Consider the following 19,177-nt stretch of genomic DNA (forward strand, 5'->3'; position numbering starts at 1 on the left):
GCGGTTAGGCACTAGATAGCGCGCATGTCCCCGTTCAAGCGCTCCGGAATCTGGAAAGACGTCTCCCCCACCGGCATGGTCGGGGATTTCGTGGAAGTGTGGAAGCAGGCCGGCGCCCACCGCTGGCGCATCGCCGCCGTTTCCGCCGCCTGCACGTTCGGCGTGTTCTACCTGATGACCACGCAGGAAGGCAAAGCCCCGCACCTGCCGCCCAAGGTCACTTACATCTCCGTGTTCAAGGCGCACCGTACCGATGCGCAGATCATGGAATCGAACCTCGCGAACCAGAAGAACAAGGAAGCCTGGGCCCGCGAGATGGCACGCCGCGACAAGGACGTGCGCGAGATGTACAAGACCATCGGGCGCATGTCCGGCATCGACGTCGACAAGATCGCCCGCGAAGCCGACGCCGAGGACGCAGCCAGGGACAAGGCAGAGCGCGAACGCATAGAGGCTACTCTCAAGCGTTCGGGCATCGCCAATCCGAAACTTTCGCCGGAACCTGCCGGCCAGTGAGGGATGATGCGCGCTGGCTCGCGGCGGCCGCCGCGCTGGCCGCACGCGCACGTCCTCTCAGCCGGCCTAATCCGGGCGTCGGCGCTATCGTGGTCCGCGATGGCCGCGTAGTGGCGCGTGGCTGGACGCAGGCAGGCGGACGCCCCCATGCCGAAGCCGTGGCGCTGACTGCCGCCGGCGACGCCGCCCGGGGCGCGACGCTCTACGTCACGCTGGAGCCCTGCGCCCACCGCTCGGCGCGCGGCCCCGCCTGTGCGGATCTGGTAAGCGAATCGGGCCTTGCCCGTGTCGTCGTCGGCTGTATGGACCCCGATCCGCGCACCTCGGGCGCCGGTATCGCACGCATCCGCGAGGCCGGGATAGCCGCTGATTTCCTGCCCTCGCCCGCCTGCGCACGCAGCCTGTCCGGCTACCTTGTCTCAAAGCGGCTAGGGAGGCCCGAGGTCACCCTGAAGCTTGCCCTCTCGCTCGACGGCTGCATCGCCCTGACCAGCGGCGAAAGCCAGTGGATCACCGGGGCTCAGGCCCGCGCCCATACCCATGCGATGCGCGCCCGTTCGGACGCGATTCTGGTCGGCCGCGGCACTCTGCGCGCTGACAATCCGCGCCTCGACGTGCGCCTGCCCGGACTGGAGGATCGCAGCCCGCAGCGCTGGGTGCTCACCCACGGGCCCGTGCCCGAGGGCTGGCGCGCTCTGTCCTCGCCCACGGATATCTTCCGCATGGAGGGCGTGCTGCACCTTTTCGTCGAGGGCGGGGCGAAGACGGCCACGGCCTTCCTCGCCGCCGGGCTGGTCGATCGGCTGCTGATCTACCGCGCCCCGGTCCTGCTGGGCGGCCGCCCTGCGCTGGGCGACTTTGGCTTGTCCGCACTGGCCCAGGCCCACGGCCAATGGCGCCTGACCGAGCGCCGCCAGCTTGGCAGCGACACGCTCGAAGTCTACGACGCTCGAAATCCAACCGACAGCTCCTCGGAAAGCTAGACCCATGTTCACCGGAATCGTCACCGCCGTCGGCACCATCCGCGAAGCCCGCCAGGCGGGCGACCTGCGCGCCGTCATCGCCTGCCCTTTCGATCCCTCGGGTATTGCCATAGGCGCCTCGATCGCCTGCTCGGGCGTGTGCCTGACCGTGGTGGACAAGGGCGGCACCGCCGGCGATGCCTGGTTCGCGGTCGACATCTCCGCCGAATCGGTGGCCCGCACCGTTCCGGAGCGCTGGCGGCAGGGCGGCCACCTCAACCTCGAACCCGCACTCAAGCTGGGTGACGAACTGGGCGGCCACATCGTCACCGGCCATGTTGACGGTGTCGGCTCCGTGGTCAGCATCGAACCGGTGGGCGATTCGCACCGCGTTGTGATCGCTGCGCCCAAGGAACTGGCTCCTTACCTTGCCCCCAAGGGCTCGATCACCGTGGACGGCATTTCGCTGACCGTGAACGAGGTAAGCGACGAAGCTGACGGCTCGTGCCGCTTTACGCTCAACATCATCCCCCACACCGCAGAAGTAACCACCATCGGCGCAATGCGCGAAGGAGACGGGGTGAATCTGGAGATCGACGTACTGGCCCGCTATCTCCAGCGAATGCAGTCGCTGCGCGGTTGAGTTAAAGATCTGAATTTCAGGCCCTTTCATGCGCACCCTCCAACCGTTCCTCTCGCCTGTCGCCCGTTTCACGGCAGGGCTGTGGCAACCCCGACAAACTTCGGGTGTTGCGAAGGGGATAATTGGAAGAGGGACAATAATGCGCGGGACACTGCTTGCCTGAACCGATCAGCGCCGAAGCGCGCCGCCGATCCGATGCGATCCGCGTTGCCCGTGTCATCTGCATAACCGGCGTCGTCTACGTCCATGCCTGGACGGGGCTCGACGGATACAGTCTCGAACTGGCCCGGGGCACCCCGCAGGAAGTATTCCGCTGGGTGCTGATGGAAGTGTTCGGCCGCAGCGCTGTGCCCTTGCTTGGCCTCATTTCCGGCTGGCTGGTCGCAGGATCGAGCCGCACGCAGGACTGGCGCTCGCACATCGCCCGAAAAGCCCGCACGATATTGCTGCCGATGGCGCTGTGGAACGTACTGGCGATCATCCTCGTATCGGGTGCGGCATGGCTTCTGGGCCTCGCCGCACCGATGCCGCAGTCACTACGCTGGGTGATGGAGGAAACGCTGATCCTCACTCACCCGCCCGACATCAACGTGCAGATGCCGTTCCTGCGCGATCTGTTCCTGTGCATGGTGCTGGCCCCGCTGCTGGTACGTCTGCCGACGTGGACCCTGGGCCTGCTCGCGCTTGCCGCAGGGGCCTGCCATATCGCCGGTATCGGCCCGCCGGTGATCCTGCGCGCCTCGATCCTGATGTTCTTCACCATCGGCATCATCGCCCGCCGCAACGGCCTTGCCGAGCGCGTGGCCTTCGCGCCGCTGGTGCTTACCGCCCTGCCCTTCGCGGTGCTGATGCCACTGCACCTGTATGTTTCGCTCGGCGATGCGAGGCCGTTCGACGACGCCTCGACCGCCGCGCTGGACCTTGCCGCGCGCGTCGCCGCCTCTATCGCCGTCTGGCGCCTTGCCTGGGAACTGGCGGCGAGCCGCGCGGCGCGGCCTCTCCAGCGGATAGAGCCCTACATGTTCTTCTATTTCTGCGCCCACCTCATCCTGCTGTGGCTGTTCGGGCCGCTGGTGGGCAAGCTGACCGGAAAGCTCGGCTCGCCGCTTTACCCGGTTTACCTCCTGGCCCAGCCGTTCCTGATCCTGGCCGCCGTGATCGCGGTAGCACAGGGCCTGATCCGGGTAGCTCCAGGCGCGGCGAAAGTGCTTAGCGGAGGCAGGTTGACGCGCATCACCCCCGCCGCCGCGGCCTGACGCCGGTCACATTCGGAAAAACAGGGGGCCCGGCGCAAGCGTCAGCGAGATGAGGCCCCAGAGCGCGACGGCGATCAGCACCCCGCCGATCCACTGCGTCATGTTCCTGCCCGAGGCGCGCCGGGTCACCAGCGCCCCCAGCGGCGCGGCGACGACGCCGCCGATCAGCAGGCCCGAGGCGGCAAGCGCGAAGGACTGCAGCCCCAGCGAACCGATGAACGCCGAAAGCACGGTAACCGACACGAAGAACTCGGCGGCATTGACCGTACCCACCGCCATGCGCGGGGTCATGCCCTGCGCGATCAGGCTGCCGGTCGTCACCGGCCCCCAGGCGCCCCCGAACGAATCCAGGAAACCCGCGACCAGCCCCAGCGGGCCGACCATGCGCATCCGCCGATAGGCCTGCGCCCGCCGCGCCCCGCGCCAGATGAGGTAGATCCCCACTGCCGCCAGATAGACCAGCACCACCGGCCGCACGAAATCGAGATGCAGGTGCGTCACCGCCCATACGCCGGTCAGGCCACCGGCAATCCCGGGGATGACGAGGCGCGAGAACAGAGGCCAGTCGACATTGCGCTGCAAGGCGTGGGAAATGCCCGAGACGCCGCTGGTGAAACTTTCCACGGTATGGGTAACCGAGGATGCCATCGCCGGTGGCAGACCGAGCACCACCAGCAGCGAATTGGCGATGACCCCGAAGGCCATGCCCAATGCGCTGTCGACCAGTTGGGCCAGAAACCCCGCGATGATGAAGGGGGCAAGGTCCGCCCAGGGAATCGCAGAAAGATCGATCATGCCCCGCCTCCCTTGCGCGCGCCGGTCCTTCGCCGCGACTTGCCGAAGCGGCCCGCCGGAGCGGTCAGCAGGAACAGGACCGGGAAGCTCAGAGCCAGCACCGAAAGAACGCCGCTGACGATCGCGTCGGCACCGACCAGCCATGGCAGCACCGCCGCCCAGATCGCTACCGCCAGCACGACCATGAGCGTGCGTTCCTGCGCACGGTCGTCGAGGTGGTTGAGTTCGGACGCCACACGCCCTTCGAACAGCGAGCGAAGGCCGACCCCTACCGGGCTGCGGCGATCGACCAGCATCCGGGGGAAGCTGGCCTGCACCAGCGCGCCGATCCCGGTCGCGACCATGCGCAGGCCCACGGCGCTGGCAAAACGGCGGAACTCGGTATTGCGGTCGGTCAGCGCGCGCAGGCCCGCGCGGCCTCCGAAGACCATGTCGGAAAGCGCCGTGCTTTCAGCCGGCAGCGGCTCGCGTTCCCGTGCGGCGTCCTGCGTAGAGGCGACCCATTCGAGAATGGCGGTTGGCACGTCCATGCCGGTCGCCCTTTCCAACCCCTGAAATCCGGGTGCGGAATTGGCCTCGCAGATACGATAGCCGTCCTCGTCGAACAGGATGTCGATGCCGGTGATGTCCAGTTCCAGCACATCGGCCGCCTGCACCGCCAGTTCGGCCATCTCCTGCGGCGGGTTATAGGCAACCCCGACCCCGCCCAGCGAGACGTTGGACTTGAAGCCGCCCGTCAGCGAACGCCGCTCCATCGCGGCGACGACCCGGCCGCCCACCACCAGTACACGCACGTCGCGGCCATGGCTGGCGCGCACGTAATGCTGGAGGATGAAGTCCGCCTTGGCATCGGCGCTTTCGAGCAGACCGGCGAGATCCTCGAACTGGCTGCGATCCTCGCACTTGAGAACGCCCGCCCCGCGCGTGCCCTTCAGCGTCTTGACGATCACCGGGAAGCCCAGTTCGCGCTCGACCAGGTCGATGTCGATCGGGAACGTGCCCAGGATCGTGCGCGGGATCGGCAGCCCGGCGCGGTTGAGGGTCTGGAGGGTGTGCAGTTTGTCCGCCACCGTCTCGATCGTCGCGGGGCCATTGACCAGCCGCACTCCGCGCCGCTCGATATGGCGCAAAAGGGCCAGCGTGAAATAGTCGGTCTCGGCGCCGGTACGGCAGATCACGAAGTCGGGCCGCGCCACCGGCTGGCCCTGGTACTTCATCGCCCAGTCTCCTCCGGTGCCCACCACCAGTTCGAAGCGGTGCGGCTGGAAGACGTGCATCTCGATGCCCATCGCCCCCGCCGCTTCCTGGAAACGGAACACCTCGGGCACTTCCGGGATCGCCGGGTCGAGTTCATGCTGAAAGAGAATCCAGCCGCGCAAAGCGATACGTCTCCCTATAGGCAGTTGTCATGGTGCGAAAAACGGGATGGTCTCCGCGCATACGGTAGACCGGCCTTTCAGGTGTAAATCTTGCGGCTGCTGGGAATTTCAGGCTGATGGCGCCTGTTGTCCTGCCTTGCCGTGCGCCCTAGGTAAGGCGCAATCTCCGGGCAGGAAAGGCCTTATCGCTTGCAGACCACCGACAACGCGCCCGACACCCCAGATATGCCCGCCGACATGATCGCGGTCCCCGGCGGCACTTTCACGATGGGATCGGAGCGCTTCTATCCTGAGGAAGCGCCCCTGCGCCGGGTCTCGGTGGACGCGTTCCTGATCGACCGGACGCCGGTGACCAACCGCCAGTTCGCCGCTTTCGTCGAGGCCACCGGCCATGTCACCGTCGCCGAGATCGCGCCCGACCCCAAGGACTACCCCGACATGCTGCCCGGCATGGACCGCCCCGGATCGCTGGTCTTCCACAAAAGCGCCGCTCCGGTCGACACGTCGAACCCGGCCAACTGGTGGCGCTTCGAATTCGGTGCCTGCTGGCGTCAGCCGCTTGGCCCGGATAGCGATATCGACAGCCTGGATCTGTGGGACCACCCGGTCGTCCAGATCGCCTACGGCGATGCCGAGGCCTATGCGAAGTGGGCGGGCAAGGACCTTCCTACCGAAGCCGAATTCGAATTCGCCGCGCGCGGCGGACTGGAAGGCAAGGACTATGCCTGGGGCGACGAACTTTCTCCCGGCGGCACCATGATGGCCAATACCTGGCAGGGCCTGTTCCCCTTCGCCAACCAGATGCTGGACGGCTGGGAGCGCACTTCGCCGGTCGGCACGTATGCCCCGAACGGCTACGGCCTCGTCGACATGATCGGCAATACCTGGGAATGGACCAGCGACTGGTGGAGCGAGAAGCCCGAAACCCCGAAGAAGGCGGCCGGTAAATCGTGCTGCACCCTCAGCAATCCGCGCGGCGGCAGGCTGAAGGACAGCCTCGACCCCGCGCAGCCGGGCGTGCGTATCGGGCGCAAGGTACTCAAGGGCGGATCGCACCTTTGCGCCCCCAACTACTGCCAGCGCTACCGCCCCGCCGCTCGCCATCCCGAGATGATCGACACGTCCACCTCGCACATCGGTTTTCGCTGTGTGTTGCGCAAACCCCGATCGCTGCCCGCCCGAATCAAATGAACGGTTTGTTTAGGACAACCTGCTAAGCGAGCTTCACGCGAGACGGGGCTCGTGAGACGGGGTTCGGGGTTACATGGCGGTTGATGCGCAAACGATGATGTTGCTGACGGATGGCATTGCCTTCGTCGCCGCGACATTCCTCCTGATCGAGTGGCGTTCGCTGCGCGAGCGCTTCCTCCTGAGCTTTGCGCTGGGCTTCCTGTGCATCGTCGTCGGCTGCTCACTGGCGCCGCTGCGAGAGGTTGGATCGTTCTATATCGGCATCTGGCTTTCCAACTCCATGGTTCCGCTTGCGCACTTATGCTTCCTGCATGGGGCTGCCGCTCTCGCCGGTCGCCGGCTGGGGCGCGCATGGTTCTTCGCCCCGGCCGCGTGTTCGGCGCTGATGGCGGTGCCGGGCATGGACGCCCAGGCTCTCTCGCTGTTCAACGCCGGCTGTGTGGCCGTGCTCTCGCTTCGCGCCGCGGGCATACTGCTCGCCGACAGGCGAACGAACGGCTCGGAGACGCAGATGCTGCTATGCACTTTCCTGTTTCATGGCGGCTTTTACGCCGTGAAGGCCTTTTGCGCCTTCGCTCCCGGCGCTTTCATCAGCCTTTACAACTACACGGGCACCATGATCGTGATTTCGCTGTTCGAGGGCGTCCTGGTGGCGGTCGCCCTGGCGATGTCGGTCGCAGGGGCACTTCGTCGCCGCCGCGAGCACCGGGTTACCCAGTTGGCTGAAAGCGATCCGCTTACCGGTCTGCTCAACCGCCGCGGTTTCGAGGCGCAAGCCAAATCCCTGCTTGCCCGCGCCGGGAAAAACGGCGGCGCCCTGCTGCTGATCGACGTCGACCATTTCAAGACTGTCAACGACAGCTTCGGCCACCACGAAGGCGACCGCCTGCTGGTCGCCCTTGCCGACTACCTGAAGCTCAAGACCCCGATCGATGCCGTGATCGGCAGACTTGGCGGAGACGAATTCGTCGTCATCCTGCCCCGGCTCGACGAAGCCGCCGCCCTGCAGTTCGCGCAAGGCCTGTGCTCTGGGTTCGGCCGCGGCGTGGGGCCGCAACACTGCGGCACACTCAGCATCGGCTGCGCCGCATTCGGTGCAGGCACCAGTGACCTGACCGAAGTCCATCTGCAGGCCGACCGGGGTCTCTACGACGCCAAGAGCAAGGGCCGCAACCGCCCCGGACTCGGCCCGCGAGACCTCGGCAGCTACGAAGACGACGGACCCTTCTTCTTCCCCTTCGCAGCGGCCGGGTGACTCGACCGCCAAGGCCTCCTGCCGTTCGCCTTTCAGGGCTTCACGCAATTCACCGATTGACCGGGAACCCCCTGAAGGAAGAAGTGTTTTTCGCCTGCGAATGGCGTACGGCGAATGCGCCGGACGGGGCGCGAAGGGACACTCAAGGCGAATGATGCGCAGCGAAGAGAGTGACGCCGGGTTCATGGGACTCGCTGGCGATCTCGCGCGCCGTATCGCCATGCATGATTGGGCCTCGACTGCGGTCGGCCCGATCGAGGACTGGCCGGTCAGCCTTCGCCATACCGTGAGCATGATGCTGCCGTCCCCGGTCCCGCTGGTGTTGCTGTGGGGCCCGGAAGGCGTGATGCTCTACAACGACGCCTATTCCAGGTTTGCGGGCGGCCGCGACAGCCGCCTGCTCGGCTCCAATGTCCTCGACGGCTGGAACGAAGTCGCCGACTTCAACGAAAACGTGATGCGCGTCGGCCTGGCCGGGGGAACGCTGAGCTACCGCGATCATGCGCTCACCCTTTACCGGAACGGCCAGGCCGAGGAATTGCGGCTGAACCTCGACTACTCGCCGGTCCCTGGTGACGATGGCAGGCCTGCCGGGGTGATCGCTGTCGTGATCGAAACCACGCAGGCCTGCAACGCCCGCAAGGTGCTGGAGGAAAGCGAGACGCGCCTGCGCTTCCTCGACACGCTTTCCCGCGCCGTGACGGATTGCCAGGGCGCGAACCAGATCCTTGAGATCACCGCCAGGCTCACCGCGCAGCACCTTGGCCTCTCGAACTGCGCTTATGCCGATATGGACGAGACGGGCGACGGTTTCACCATTCGCGGCAACTGGCATGCTCCCGGATCGCCCTCGATCGTCGGGCACTACCGCCTGTCCGACTTCGGCACGCTGGCGGTGCGCAAACTGAATGCCGGACAGGCGCTGGTCATCAACGACAACACCGCCGAACTGTCGCCTGAGGAGGCCAGGACCTTCCAGTCCATGGGCGTCGCCGCCACGATCTGCATGCCGCTGGTCAAGGAAGGCCGCCTGACCGCGCTCATGGCCATTCACGACAGCAGCCCGCACCATTGGAGCGATTACGAACTGAGCGTAATTCGCGAGGTAACCGAACGGTCCTGGGCGCACGTCCAGCGCGTGGGCGCGGAAGTGCTGCTACGCGAGCGTGAGGAGTACAACCGCCAGATACTCGACGGGGCGACGGACTACGGCATCGTCGCAACCGACCTGCGCGGCAACATCACCCTATGGAACGCCGGGGCGAAAGAAATGCTCGGCTGGACGGAAGCGGAAGTGCTGGGCAAGCCGATCGACCTGGTGTTCAGCGCAGAGGACCGCGACGCCGGACGCCCCGCCATAAAGCGGCACGAGGCGCTCCAAACCGGCCGTGCCCACGATGCACGCTGGCTTGTGCGCAAATCGGGCGAGCGGTTCTGGGGCTTGGGTGAGATGACCCCGCTCCGCGACGACGGCGGCGCCGTCATCGGCTTCGTCAAGCTGCTGCGCGACCGCACGCACGAGCATGAAGCGCAGGAAGCCCTGCGTCTGAGCGAGGACCAGTTGCGCCGCGCCCAGGTGGCAGGCGGCATCGGCCTGTTCTCGGTGGACATCGCCGCGAACACGATGACCTGCACCGACGAACTTTGCCGGATCTTCGGCGTCGAGCAGCAGGGCGTCTTCGCACCGGAGATATTCGAGAACATGGTCGTTCCCGAAGACCGCGAGAGAGCCTCAAATTTATCGAGGCGGCACGGCGGCGCCGCCGCGCTCGATGTCGAATACCGCATTCACCGCGCCGATACCGGCGAGGAACGTACGGTCGCCCGCAAGGCCGATTTCGAATTGGACGATGCCGGCGATCCCGTACGTATGGTCGGCGTGGTGCAGGACGTTACCGACCGGCATCGCACCCAGCTCGCCCTCGAAAAAAGCGAGGCGCAGTTCAGCACCCTTGCGCAAAACATGCCGACGCAAGTGTGGACTGCGCGCGCCGATGGCCGGATGGATTGGTTCAACGACCGGGCCTACGCTTATGCGGGCGAACAGCGCGGCAGCTTCGAGGCGGATGGCTGGTCCCGAATCGTCCATCCCGACGAGCGCGGTGCCGTGCTCGAACGGTGGGCCGAGTCAGTCGCCACTGGCGAGGTCTACGACACCGAAATGCGCCTGCGCGATGCGAACGGGCACTACCGCTGGCACCTTGTCCGCGCCCTGCCGCTCACCGATGCGCGCGGGGCCATCTCCGCATGGGTCGGCACCAACACCGAGATCGAGGCGCAGAAAAAGGCCGAAGCCGCGTTTGCCCAGGACCGCGACCGGCTGTGGACGATCACCCGCGACCTGATGCTGGTCTGCGATTTCAACGGCACCATCACGGCGGTCAACCCATCCGCGGAACGTCTGCTCGGCTGGCACGAGGGCGAGATGCTGGGCCGCCGCATCGCGACCTTCATCCACCCCGAAGACCTTGAGTCGACGGCCGCTGAAGTCGTCAAGCTGTCCACCGGCAAGCGGACCGTCGCTTTCGAGAACCGCTACCGCGCGCGCGACGGCGATTACCGCCTGCTGGCCTGGACCGCCGTGCCTGACGAACAGCGCATCCATGCCATCGGCCGCGACATCACCGATCAGCGCACCGTCGAGGAGGCTTTGCGCCAGAGCCAGAAGATGGAAGCGGTCGGCCAGCTTACCGGCGGCATCGCGCATGATTTCAACAACCTGCTACAGGGCATCACCGGCAGCCTCGACGTCATGCACAACCGCCTCGCGCAGGGCCGCACCGGCGACCTCGAACGCTGGCTGACCGGCGCGCGCGCCTCGGCGGAGCGGGCGGCGGGCCTGACGCACCGCCTGCTGGCCTTCTCGCGTCGTCAGCCGCTCGATCCCCGCCCGGTTCGCACCAATCCGCTGGTCGCCTCGATGGAGGACATGCTGCGCCGCACGCTGGGCGAGCATATCGAGCTGGAATTCGTGCTGGCCGGCGGCCTGTGGCTGACGCAGTGCGACCCAAACCAGCTGGAAAGCGCGATCCTCAACCTGGTCATCAACGCGCGCGATGCCATGCCGGGCGGCGGCAGGTTGACGATCGAAACCTGCAACGCCCACCTCGACGGCCACTATGCCGCCCGCCAACGCGACGTGAAGCCGGGCCAATACGTGTGCATCGCCATCACGGATACCGGCGTGGGCATGAGCCGGGCAACCGCCGCGCGCGCTTTCGAGCCGTTCTTCACCACCAAGCCGATGGGTCAGGGCACCGGGCTGGGTCTGTCGATGATCTACGGCTTCGCACGGCAGTCCGAAGGCTATGCCCGGATCTATTCCGAGGAAGGTATCGGCAGCACGATCAAGCTCTACCTGCCCCGCCACCACGGCGCAGAGAACACGCCGGATGAGCCTGGCTCGCAGGACAGCCTGCCGATTGCCCGCCAAGGCGAAGTGGTGCTGGTGGTGGAGGACGAACCGGTCGTGCGCGGGCTCATCCTCGAAGTGCTGGACGAATTGGGCTATCAGGCGATCGAGGCTTCGGACGGCCCGTCGGGACTGGCGATCCTGCAATCCCGGCGCCGCATCGACCTGCTCATCACCGACATCGGCCTACCCGGTCTCAACGGCCGCCAGGTCGCCGATGGTGGCCGCGCCTCGCGTCCCGGGCTCAAAGTGCTGTTCATGACCGGCTATGCCGAGAATGCGGCAATGGCTTCAGGCTTCCTCGAACCGGGGATGGCGATGATAACCAAGCCTTTCGCAATCGACATGCTCGCGGGACGAATAAGAGAGATCATAGAAGGGTAAAACGCGGCTTGCCGAAATCCGAGCACGCTGCCAAGAGTTCGACACAATTCAGTGCGCTTCGTGCATTTTCAAGGGTCGGACGATGTCTGAGGAACCATCCAGCTTAAATGGAATGCGCGTGCTGGTGGCGGAAGACGAGTTTCTCGTCTCAATGCTGCTGGAGGAAATGCTGGCCGATCTGGGCTGCGAAGTCGTCGGACCATACGCCACGCTTTCGGCCGCGCTGGACGGCGCCCGCAAAGAAGCATTCGATGTCGCCGTGATCGACCTCAATCTCGCCGGCGAGAAGGCCGACCCGATCATCGCCGAAGTCGCCGCGCGGGAAATTCCCCTGGCCATCGCCAGTGGCGGCTATGACGCCGCAAGCGGCCACCGGCCGACCGTGCTGCTGGACAAACCCTACAGCTCCGCCCAGCTGGAGCGGGCGATGCAGGTGCTTCGCGAGGCGCTGGACGCCGGCGAATAGCCGGCGCGGTATCCCCGCAAAGTCAGGGCTTCTGGAGACCGTTTGAAAATGCGCACAGGAGCGCATTTTGAATGCGGCAACAGCCCATTCTCTAACGGTCTGTGAACGCTCAGTTCCAAATCAGGCCGTGACCAACACGAACGGTATCGTCACGTAACCGCGCACCGACATTGCCGTGCCGCCAGCGATCGTCGGCGACCAGCGCCAGCGCTTTACCGCCTGCAGAGCTGCCCGGTCGAGCCGCTGACTACCACTGCTGCCCGCGACCTGGATGTCCCTGACCGTCCCATCGGCACCCACCAGCACCAGCAGCTTCACAGTGCCCTGCTCGTGCGAGCGACGTGCCTCGGTCGGATAGGTCGGCGGCTTGGCGAAGATAACCTTGCTCGACAGATCGCCGCCCTCCATCGTCGTTGAAGGTGCCGGAGCCACGGCCGGGGCCGCGATGGCCTTTACACCTTCGCTGGTGACCGTAGGCGGCGCGGGCGGCGGCGGCGCTTCGACCATGACCTGTACCGGACCGGGCGCGGGAAGCTCGATCATAGGCCTAGGCGCGACGGTCTGGGTGATTGCCGCTTCGGGGGTTTCAAGCTTGGTCGGCTCTGGCGGGGGAGGCGGGGTCACGTCGAGATCGCGCACATCCACGGTCGTCAGGCGCGCGTGTTCCTTATGCGTGGCAGCCATGTTGAGCGTGGCCATCGCCGCCGCGATAGCCAGGATCGCCCCTGCCGATGCGAGGAACGCCACGGGCCGCGCCCGGCTGGAGGCCTGATAGACCGATCGTTCATAGGCGACGTGCGCGGTCGCATCCGTCATCGCCGCCGATTCGCCCGCAGGGTGCCAAAGCCTGCCCGCGAACTCGACGGCAGGCTCGCGGATCACATCCGAAACCGGAATACGGGCGAACTCATCAAGTCGGGGAACCGCGAGTGTCGCCAATTGTAATCTCCTGCCAACCACTATTGCGAGTGATTTGCATATACACTAAGCATTGGGTCGTCCAGAGGGAACACAGCTTTTCCGGCATGCCCGGCGCCGTAGTATTGCTGATTTTTCACCCCTCCCCAGGAATACAAGGATGCGACACGTTGGAAGCTGCCGATGCCCTTGAACAACGCGCCGACAATCCGCGCGTGACGGGTGTTCCGACCGGCGGCGGACCCGCGCAGGCCATGCCTGCTCCGCGCGGCTCGAAGAGCCCGAAACCCGGCAAGAAGAACAAGAAGGCCCGCGCCTTCTGGCTCAAGCAGTTGCACACATGGCACTGGGTGAGTGCGGCGATCTCTCTGGCAGCCATGTTCCTGTTTTCGGTTACCGGCATAACCTTGAACCATGCCGCCTCGATCGGTGCGGAGCCGGTGGTGACCAAAAGCGAGGGAACGTTGCCCGCCGTCCTGCTGGCCAGGCTCCACCCCCCCGGCGACGCGACCGACCCGCTACCCGCCGAGGTAGCGAAAGCCGTGGCCGGCGCAGTGGCGCTGAACCCCGCGGGCCGCGCCGCCGACTGGTCCGCCGAAGACGAAGTCTACATCGCCATGCCCGGCCCCGGGCGCGACGCCTGGGTCAGTATCGACCGCAACACCGGCCAGGTCGCGGCCGAAGTGACTGATCGTGGCTGGATTTCCTATCTCAACGACCTCCACAAGGGCCGCAATACCGGCGATGCGTGGTTCTGGTTCATCGACCTGTTCGCGGCCGCCTGCGTACTGTTCACGTTGACCGGCCTGCTTCTGCTGCAACTTCACGCCAGGCATCGGCCCATGACCTGGCCGCTGGTGATCCTCAGCCTCATTGCGCCGCTACTGCTGGCGCTCCTGTTCATCCATTGACGAGAAAGCCCGTGATGACACGAACCCAGACTCTGCCAAAAATCCTGCCCGCGCTTCCCCTGCTGGTCGCCGGCACCATTGCCACCCCCGCTTTGGCCGCATCGGTGACGATCACGATAACCCAGATCAAGGTGGCCGAATACCACCGCCCCTACGTGGCCGGCTGGGTAGAGCCTGTGGCAGGCGGCAACGCGCGGACGATCTTCGTATGGTACGACGTCAAGAAGGCTGGCCGCGAGCCCGGCACAAAGTGGCTGGCAGACCTGCGCACCTGGTGGCGCAAGGGCGGCAGTTCGATGAAGATGCCTGCGGACGGCCTAACCGGCGCCACCCGCGCACCCGGCAGCTATACCGTGGCGATCCCCGCCAATCTTCCCGCCGGGCAATACGTCCTGAAGGTAGAGGCGGCGCGTGAAACCGGCGGACGCGAACTGGTTTCGGTGCCGTTCTCGGTCCCCGCCAAGGGCGGCTCCGCATCGGGCAAGACCGAATTGGGCACCATCACCATCCGCTGAGCCGGCACCATCCGCTGAGCCGTGAGCACTCACTGACTTTCATGACCGTTTTCTTCCAAACAGGGGAATTGAAATGCGTTTCCGCACCTTTCTGATCGCCGCCGCCGTATCCTCGGCGCTGGCAACGCCGGCCCTTGCGCACCGCATGTGGCTGCTGCCTTCGACCACCACGCTGGCCGGGACGAGCGAATATGTCACCGTCGATGCCGCCGTATCGAATGACCTGTTCTACCCCGACCATATGGCGCTGGATCCCGCGCAAGTCTCGGTCTGGGCACCCGATGGCAGCGAAGGGAAAGTCGAGAACCCGTCCAAGGGCCGGTATCGTGGCACTTTCGACGTTGCGATCGACAAGCCGGGCACCTGGAAGATCGGCATGAACCGCTCCTCCATCGGCGGCACGTTCAAGGTCGGTGCGGAGCAATGGCGCGTAGGCGGACGCGGCCGTCCCGCGGGCCCTCCGGGCGCGCCCGGAGCCGGCGGTTCAGGTGCAGGTGGCCCCGGCGCAGGTCGTCCAGGTGGTCCGGGCGGCCCCGGTGGACAGCCGCCGCGTATGGTCGCCACAGTCGCCGATATCCCGGCCAATGCGACCGACATCAAGCTGAGCGAATCGCTGACCTCCTACGCCATCTACGTGTCGTCCGATGCGCCGACCAAAGGCGTGCTGACGCCGACCGGCAAGGGCCTGGAGTTCGATCCGATCACCCATCCCGACGCGCTCGTCTCGGACGAGGAAGCCAGCTTCCGCTTCCTCATCGACGGCAAACCGGCTGCTGGCGTGAAGGTCACCCTGATCCCGGGCGGCAAGAAATACCGCGAGGCCGAAGACGGTCAGGAACTGACCACTGGCGCCGACGGCGTGCTGCGCATCAAGTGGCCGGTCGCCGGCATGTACTGGATGAGCGCCAGCGCCGAGGACAACAAGCCCAGCGACAAGCGCGCGCAGACCCGCCGCATGTCCTTCTCCAGCACGCTGGAAGTCGTGGCGCCCTGATCGCCTGACATCCCAAGCCATGCGTTTCGCCGTCCCGCTAGAGATCGACCCGACCTGCTTCGCCACCTGGCGGCAGGACAATCAGGTCGCCTCGATGGACGGCGAGACCATGGGGACTGCCTGGCACGTCAAGCTCTCCGCTCCGGCGGACTTCGACCGCAGGCCCCTGAAGGCCGCGATCGAAGCGAGGCTGGAAGCCATTCTTGCGCAGATGAGCCATTGGCGCGAGGACTCGGTGCTCGGCCGCTTCAACCGCGCACCCGGCGGAACGTGGTACGCCCTGCCCGCCGACTTCGCGCTGGTGATGGACGCTGCGCTGGATATCGCGGAACGCTCCGCCGGGGCCTTCGACCCGGCAATCGGCGCGCTCGTGGATATCTGGGGCCATGGTCCCGTCCAGACCACACGCCCGCCTGACCGGACCGAGATCGAACAGGCGATGGCCGTCTCAGGCTTCACCCGCCTCGCACACGACCGCGATGCACGGCGCCTGCGCCAACCGGGCGGGCTGCACCTCGACCTTTCCGGCATCGCCAAGGGTTTCGCGGTGGATGCGCTGTCCCGGCTGCTGCGGGAAAGCTGCTTTCACCACGCCCTTGTCGAGATTGGCGGCGAACTGTTCGGGTCAGGCCTCCGGCCTGATGGCGACCCTTGGTGGGTAGACCTCGAAACGCCCGCAGATAGCGTCATTCCCATGCGTGTTGCCCTGCATCAGCTCGCGGCGGCGACCTCAGGCGACTATGTGCGCGGGCGCCACACGATCGATCCACGCAGCGGCCTCCCAGTGGAACACGCCATGGCCGTCACGGTGATCCATCCCTCCGCCATGCTGGCCGACGCATGGGCGACCGCCCTGAGCGTCCACACACAAGGCGTCATGCAGGCCCTCGCCACGCGCGAAAAGCTGGCCGTGCGCGCGCTGATCCGCCGCGGCGAATCGATCGCCGAATGGATCAGTCCCGCCCTGCAATCCATGCTGGAGCCTGAAGATCAACCGCGCGGCTAGATATCGCCAGCGCCGCGCGCGCCGCCACCTGCGGATCGCCGGTCGCAAACAGCGAACAGCCTGACATTCGCTACTCGAAAAGACGATGAAATAATTCGCAACATTCGCCTTGATAATGATAGTGACTCTCAATATCAGGCCCTTCGTCAACATACGAAGGGGGAAACATGTCCATCAAGCCATCCAAGGCGGCTGCTCGCCGCACATTCCTTGCGCTGTCCTGCATCGCACCGGTTTTCGCGCCGGCAGCGCACGCGCAAACCGCAGACTCCGCCGAACGCAGCCTGGGCGGCGTCACCGTTTCGGACACCGCGATCGCCGAACCCGGCCGCCAGCTTGAATCGCCCAAGCGCACCCGTACCGTGCGCGACACGCCCCAGACGATCACCGTCCTCACCAGGGAAGTGATCGAGCAGCAGAACCTGCTGACCCTGCGCGACGTGCTTTCCACCGTACCGGGCATTACCTTCGGCGCGGGCGAAGGCGGCACCGGGCCCGGCGACAACATCACCTTCCGCGGCTACAGCGCCGCCAACGACATCACCATCGACGGCGTGCGCGACAGCGCCCAGATCACCCGCACCGATCCGTTCAACCTCGATCAGGTCGAAGTCACCAATGGCGCCAACTCGGTGATCTCGGGTGCCGGTTCGGTCGGCGGCAACATCAACATCGTCACCAAGCGCCCCAAGGCCGACGACGCCTATGTCGCGACCGCGGGCGTGGGCACCGACGACTACTACCGCGCCACCGTCGATCTGAACAAGCGCGTGAACGATCTCGTCGCCTTCCGCCTCAACGCGATGTGGCACCGCAACGACCTGCCGGGCCGCGACGTCGAGAACTACAAGCGCTGGGGCGTCGCCCCGTCGCTGACGATCGGTATCGACAGCCCGACCCGCCTGACGCTGCAGTATTCGCACCAGGAGGACGACAACGTGCCGCAGTACGGCGTGCCATACTACAGCGGCACCGTTCCGGGCGTCCACCGCAGCGACTATTTCGGCTATCGCAACGTCGACAAGCAGCGCATCAACGTTGACCAGATGACGGCGATCTTCGAGCACGAGTTCAGCGATACCGCATCGATCCGCAATCTCGCCCGCTGGCAGGATTCGCGCCAGCTCACGGTGGTCTCGCCGCCGCAGGGCACGTATTGCCTCGCCAGCGGCGTCACGCCGACCGGCGGCAGCTGCGGCACCGTGCCCGCCGGCTACTACCAGCCGTCTGGCCCGCGCGGGACCACGCGTGACATCCGCAACCAGCTGATGTTCGACCAGCTCGACATCAAGGCGGTGTTCAACACCGGTGCGATCGAACACACGATCGACTTGGGCGGCGCCGCGACCTGGGAAAAGTACGACCTGTACAACGGCAACTCGCTGCGCAACGCCAACGGCACCGCCGGCTTCACCACCTTGCCGCTGATCAACATCGACAATCCCAACGATGTCATCGCCGGCCCCGGCGCCTTCACCTACGGCAGCAACCTCTACACCGGTGCAATCAACTTCATCCGTACCGGCCACACCGTCGGCGAGCAGACCAACGTCGCCGGTTATCTGTTCGACACCATGAAGCTGGGCAAGTTCGAGCTGAACGCAGGCGCCCGCGTCGAGCGCAACACCGGCACCTCGCGCACCGATGCGATCGCAGCCACCACCACCGCCCTCGTGACGCAGGGCCAGGTCACGCCCGGCACTACCGCCCGTAATGCCGATACGCTGTTCTCCTACCGCGTCGGCCTCGTCTACAAGCCGGTCGAGGCGGTCAGCCTCTACGCCGCCTACGGCAACTCGCAGACGCCCTCGAAGAACTCGGTCAACGGTGCCTGCACCATCTCGGCTCCGGGCGTCGTCGGTGCGACCTGCAACATCGACCCCGAAGAAGCGCGCAACTACGAGATCGGCGCCAAGGCGGAACTGTTCGACGGCGGCCTGCTGCTGACGGCGTCGGCCTTCCGCAACGAGCGCAACAAGTACGCTGTCGCTTCGGCAAACCCGCTCGTCGAGCCCGAGCAGCAGCTTGACGGCAAATCGCGCGTGGACGGCATCGCCCTTGGCGCAAGTGGCACGATCACCCCGAACTGGACGATCACCGCCAACTACACCTACCTCAAGGGCAAGCTGATCCGCTCGCTCGACAAGGATTCGACTGCGATCGACTACGCTGCCGGGTCGCAGCTGACCCAGACGCCCAAGCACTCGGGCAGCCTGTTCACTACCTATCGCCTGCCGTTCGGCCTGACGATCGGCTACGGCGCGACTTACCAAGGCAAGTTCGCGTTCAACACGCCTTCGGCGACGGTGCCAGGCGTGCTCTACTCGCACGACTACATCGTCCACAACGGCCTGCTGTCCTACGAGTTTTCGCCCAATCTTTCGGCGCAGCTCAACGTCAAGAACATCGGCAACAAGCTGTACTACCAGCGTATCCGCAACAACGGCTGGGCCACGCCGGGCGATGCCCGCTCGGCCACGCTGACGCTCATCGCGAAGATGTAACCGCCATTGGAAGCCCGGCGGGCGCTTGCCGACTGCGCACGCCGGGCTTCCGTCCCTTGATCACGGTCAT

Annotated in this window: 16 protein-coding genes; 13 read left to right on the forward strand and 3 right to left on the reverse strand. The window is 65.8% G+C overall.

Going from position 1 to position 19,177, the window contains the following annotated elements:
- Positions 1 to 24 precede the first annotated feature (24 nt).
- The 4 genes from V474_RS10680 to V474_RS10695 all read left to right on the forward strand — a co-directional run bounded on the left by V474_RS10680 (position 25) and on the right by V474_RS10695 (position 3,377).
- Positions 25 to 516 carry a hypothetical protein gene (locus tag V474_RS10680; protein WP_059151534.1) on the forward strand — a complete coding sequence of 164 codons (492 nt, stop codon included), beginning with the start codon at positions 25 to 27 and terminating at the stop codon, positions 514 to 516.
- The gene (gene ribD, locus V474_RS10685; RefSeq protein ID WP_059151535.1) at positions 513 to 1,499 is read left to right on the forward strand and encodes a bifunctional diaminohydroxyphosphoribosylaminopyrimidine deaminase/5-amino-6-(5-phosphoribosylamino)uracil reductase RibD; all 987 of its coding nucleotides are present in this window, start codon (positions 513 to 515) and stop codon (positions 1,497 to 1,499) included. Before V474_RS10680 ends, ribD begins: the two co-directional genes overlap by 4 nt.
- Positions 1,500 to 1,503: 4 nt before the next feature.
- Positions 1,504 to 2,121, forward strand: coding sequence for a riboflavin synthase (locus V474_RS10690; RefSeq protein WP_059151536.1), 618 nt, complete (start codon positions 1,504 to 1,506; stop codon positions 2,119 to 2,121).
- 155 nt (positions 2,122 to 2,276) lie between these two features.
- Positions 2,277 to 3,377 carry an acyltransferase family protein gene (locus V474_RS10695; protein WP_059151537.1) on the forward strand — a complete coding sequence of 367 codons (1,101 nt, stop codon included), beginning with the start codon at positions 2,277 to 2,279 and terminating at the stop codon, positions 3,375 to 3,377.
- 6 nt (positions 3,378 to 3,383) lie between these two features.
- On the opposite strand, the gene V474_RS10700 is transcribed toward V474_RS10695, so the two are convergent.
- Together V474_RS10700 and V474_RS10705 are read right to left on the reverse strand one after the other, a co-directional pair.
- Positions 3,384 to 4,172 (reverse strand): sulfite exporter TauE/SafE family protein, encoded by a 789-nt coding sequence (locus tag V474_RS10700; RefSeq protein ID WP_059151538.1) that lies wholly within the window; start codon positions 4,170 to 4,172, stop codon positions 3,384 to 3,386.
- Entirely contained in the window at positions 4,169 to 5,551 is a 1,383-nt protein-coding gene (locus V474_RS10705) for an ATP-grasp domain-containing protein (RefSeq protein ID WP_059151539.1), read from the reverse strand. The genes V474_RS10700 and V474_RS10705 overlap by 4 nt, the downstream gene beginning before the upstream one ends.
- Before the next feature lie 237 nt (positions 5,552 to 5,788).
- On the opposite strand from V474_RS10705, the gene V474_RS10710 reads away from it, so the two are divergent.
- From V474_RS10710 to V474_RS10725, 4 genes are all read left to right on the forward strand, one after another.
- Positions 5,789 to 6,742, forward strand: a complete 954-nt coding sequence (locus tag V474_RS10710; protein ID WP_059152091.1) for a formylglycine-generating enzyme family protein — start codon at positions 5,789 to 5,791, stop codon at positions 6,740 to 6,742.
- A gap of 94 nt (positions 6,743 to 6,836) precedes the next feature.
- The gene (locus V474_RS10715) at positions 6,837 to 7,997 is read left to right on the forward strand and encodes a GGDEF domain-containing protein (protein WP_236711182.1); all 1,161 of its coding nucleotides are present in this window, start codon (positions 6,837 to 6,839) and stop codon (positions 7,995 to 7,997) included.
- Positions 7,998 to 8,148: 151 nt separating this feature from the next.
- Positions 8,149 to 11,793, forward strand: a complete 3,645-nt coding sequence (locus V474_RS10720; RefSeq protein ID WP_059151541.1) for a PAS domain S-box protein — start codon at positions 8,149 to 8,151, stop codon at positions 11,791 to 11,793.
- Positions 11,794 to 11,875: 82 nt separating this feature from the next.
- Positions 11,876 to 12,259, forward strand: a complete 384-nt coding sequence (locus V474_RS10725) for a response regulator (RefSeq protein ID WP_059151542.1) — start codon at positions 11,876 to 11,878, stop codon at positions 12,257 to 12,259.
- Positions 12,260 to 12,379: 120 nt separating this feature from the next.
- Here V474_RS10725 and V474_RS10730 read toward each other — a convergent pair whose 3' ends face one another.
- Entirely contained in the window at positions 12,380 to 13,198 is an 819-nt protein-coding gene (locus V474_RS10730; protein WP_059151543.1) for an energy transducer TonB, read from the reverse strand.
- Positions 13,199 to 13,431: 233 nt separating this feature from the next.
- Between V474_RS10730 and V474_RS10735 the strand changes: the two genes are divergently transcribed.
- The 5 genes from V474_RS10735 to V474_RS10755 all read left to right on the forward strand — a co-directional run bounded on the left by V474_RS10735 (position 13,432) and on the right by V474_RS10755 (position 19,107).
- Positions 13,432 to 14,088 carry a PepSY-associated TM helix domain-containing protein gene (locus tag V474_RS10735; RefSeq protein ID WP_059152092.1) on the forward strand — a complete coding sequence of 219 codons (657 nt, stop codon included), beginning with the start codon at positions 13,432 to 13,434 and terminating at the stop codon, positions 14,086 to 14,088.
- Between the two features lie 14 nt (positions 14,089 to 14,102).
- Positions 14,103 to 14,603, forward strand: coding sequence for a DUF2271 domain-containing protein (locus tag V474_RS10740; RefSeq protein WP_059151544.1), 501 nt, complete (start codon positions 14,103 to 14,105; stop codon positions 14,601 to 14,603).
- Between the two features lie 73 nt (positions 14,604 to 14,676).
- Positions 14,677 to 15,597: a DUF4198 domain-containing protein gene (locus V474_RS10745; RefSeq protein ID WP_059151545.1), complete on the forward strand. Its 921-nt coding sequence runs from the start codon at positions 14,677 to 14,679 to the stop codon at positions 15,595 to 15,597.
- A gap of 19 nt (positions 15,598 to 15,616) precedes the next feature.
- On the forward strand, positions 15,617 to 16,603 hold the full coding sequence (locus V474_RS10750) for an FAD:protein FMN transferase (protein WP_148649364.1): 987 nt from the start codon (positions 15,617 to 15,619) through the stop codon (positions 16,601 to 16,603).
- A 167-nt stretch (positions 16,604 to 16,770) separates the two neighbouring features.
- A complete protein-coding gene (locus V474_RS10755) occupies positions 16,771 to 19,107 on the forward strand; it encodes a TonB-dependent receptor (protein ID WP_059151546.1) in 2,337 nt (778 codons plus the stop codon).
- Positions 19,108 to 19,177 lie beyond the last annotated feature (70 nt).

The organism is Novosphingobium barchaimii LL02 (assembly GCF_001046635.1).
Classification (GTDB): domain Bacteria; phylum Pseudomonadota; class Alphaproteobacteria; order Sphingomonadales; family Sphingomonadaceae; genus Novosphingobium; species Novosphingobium barchaimii.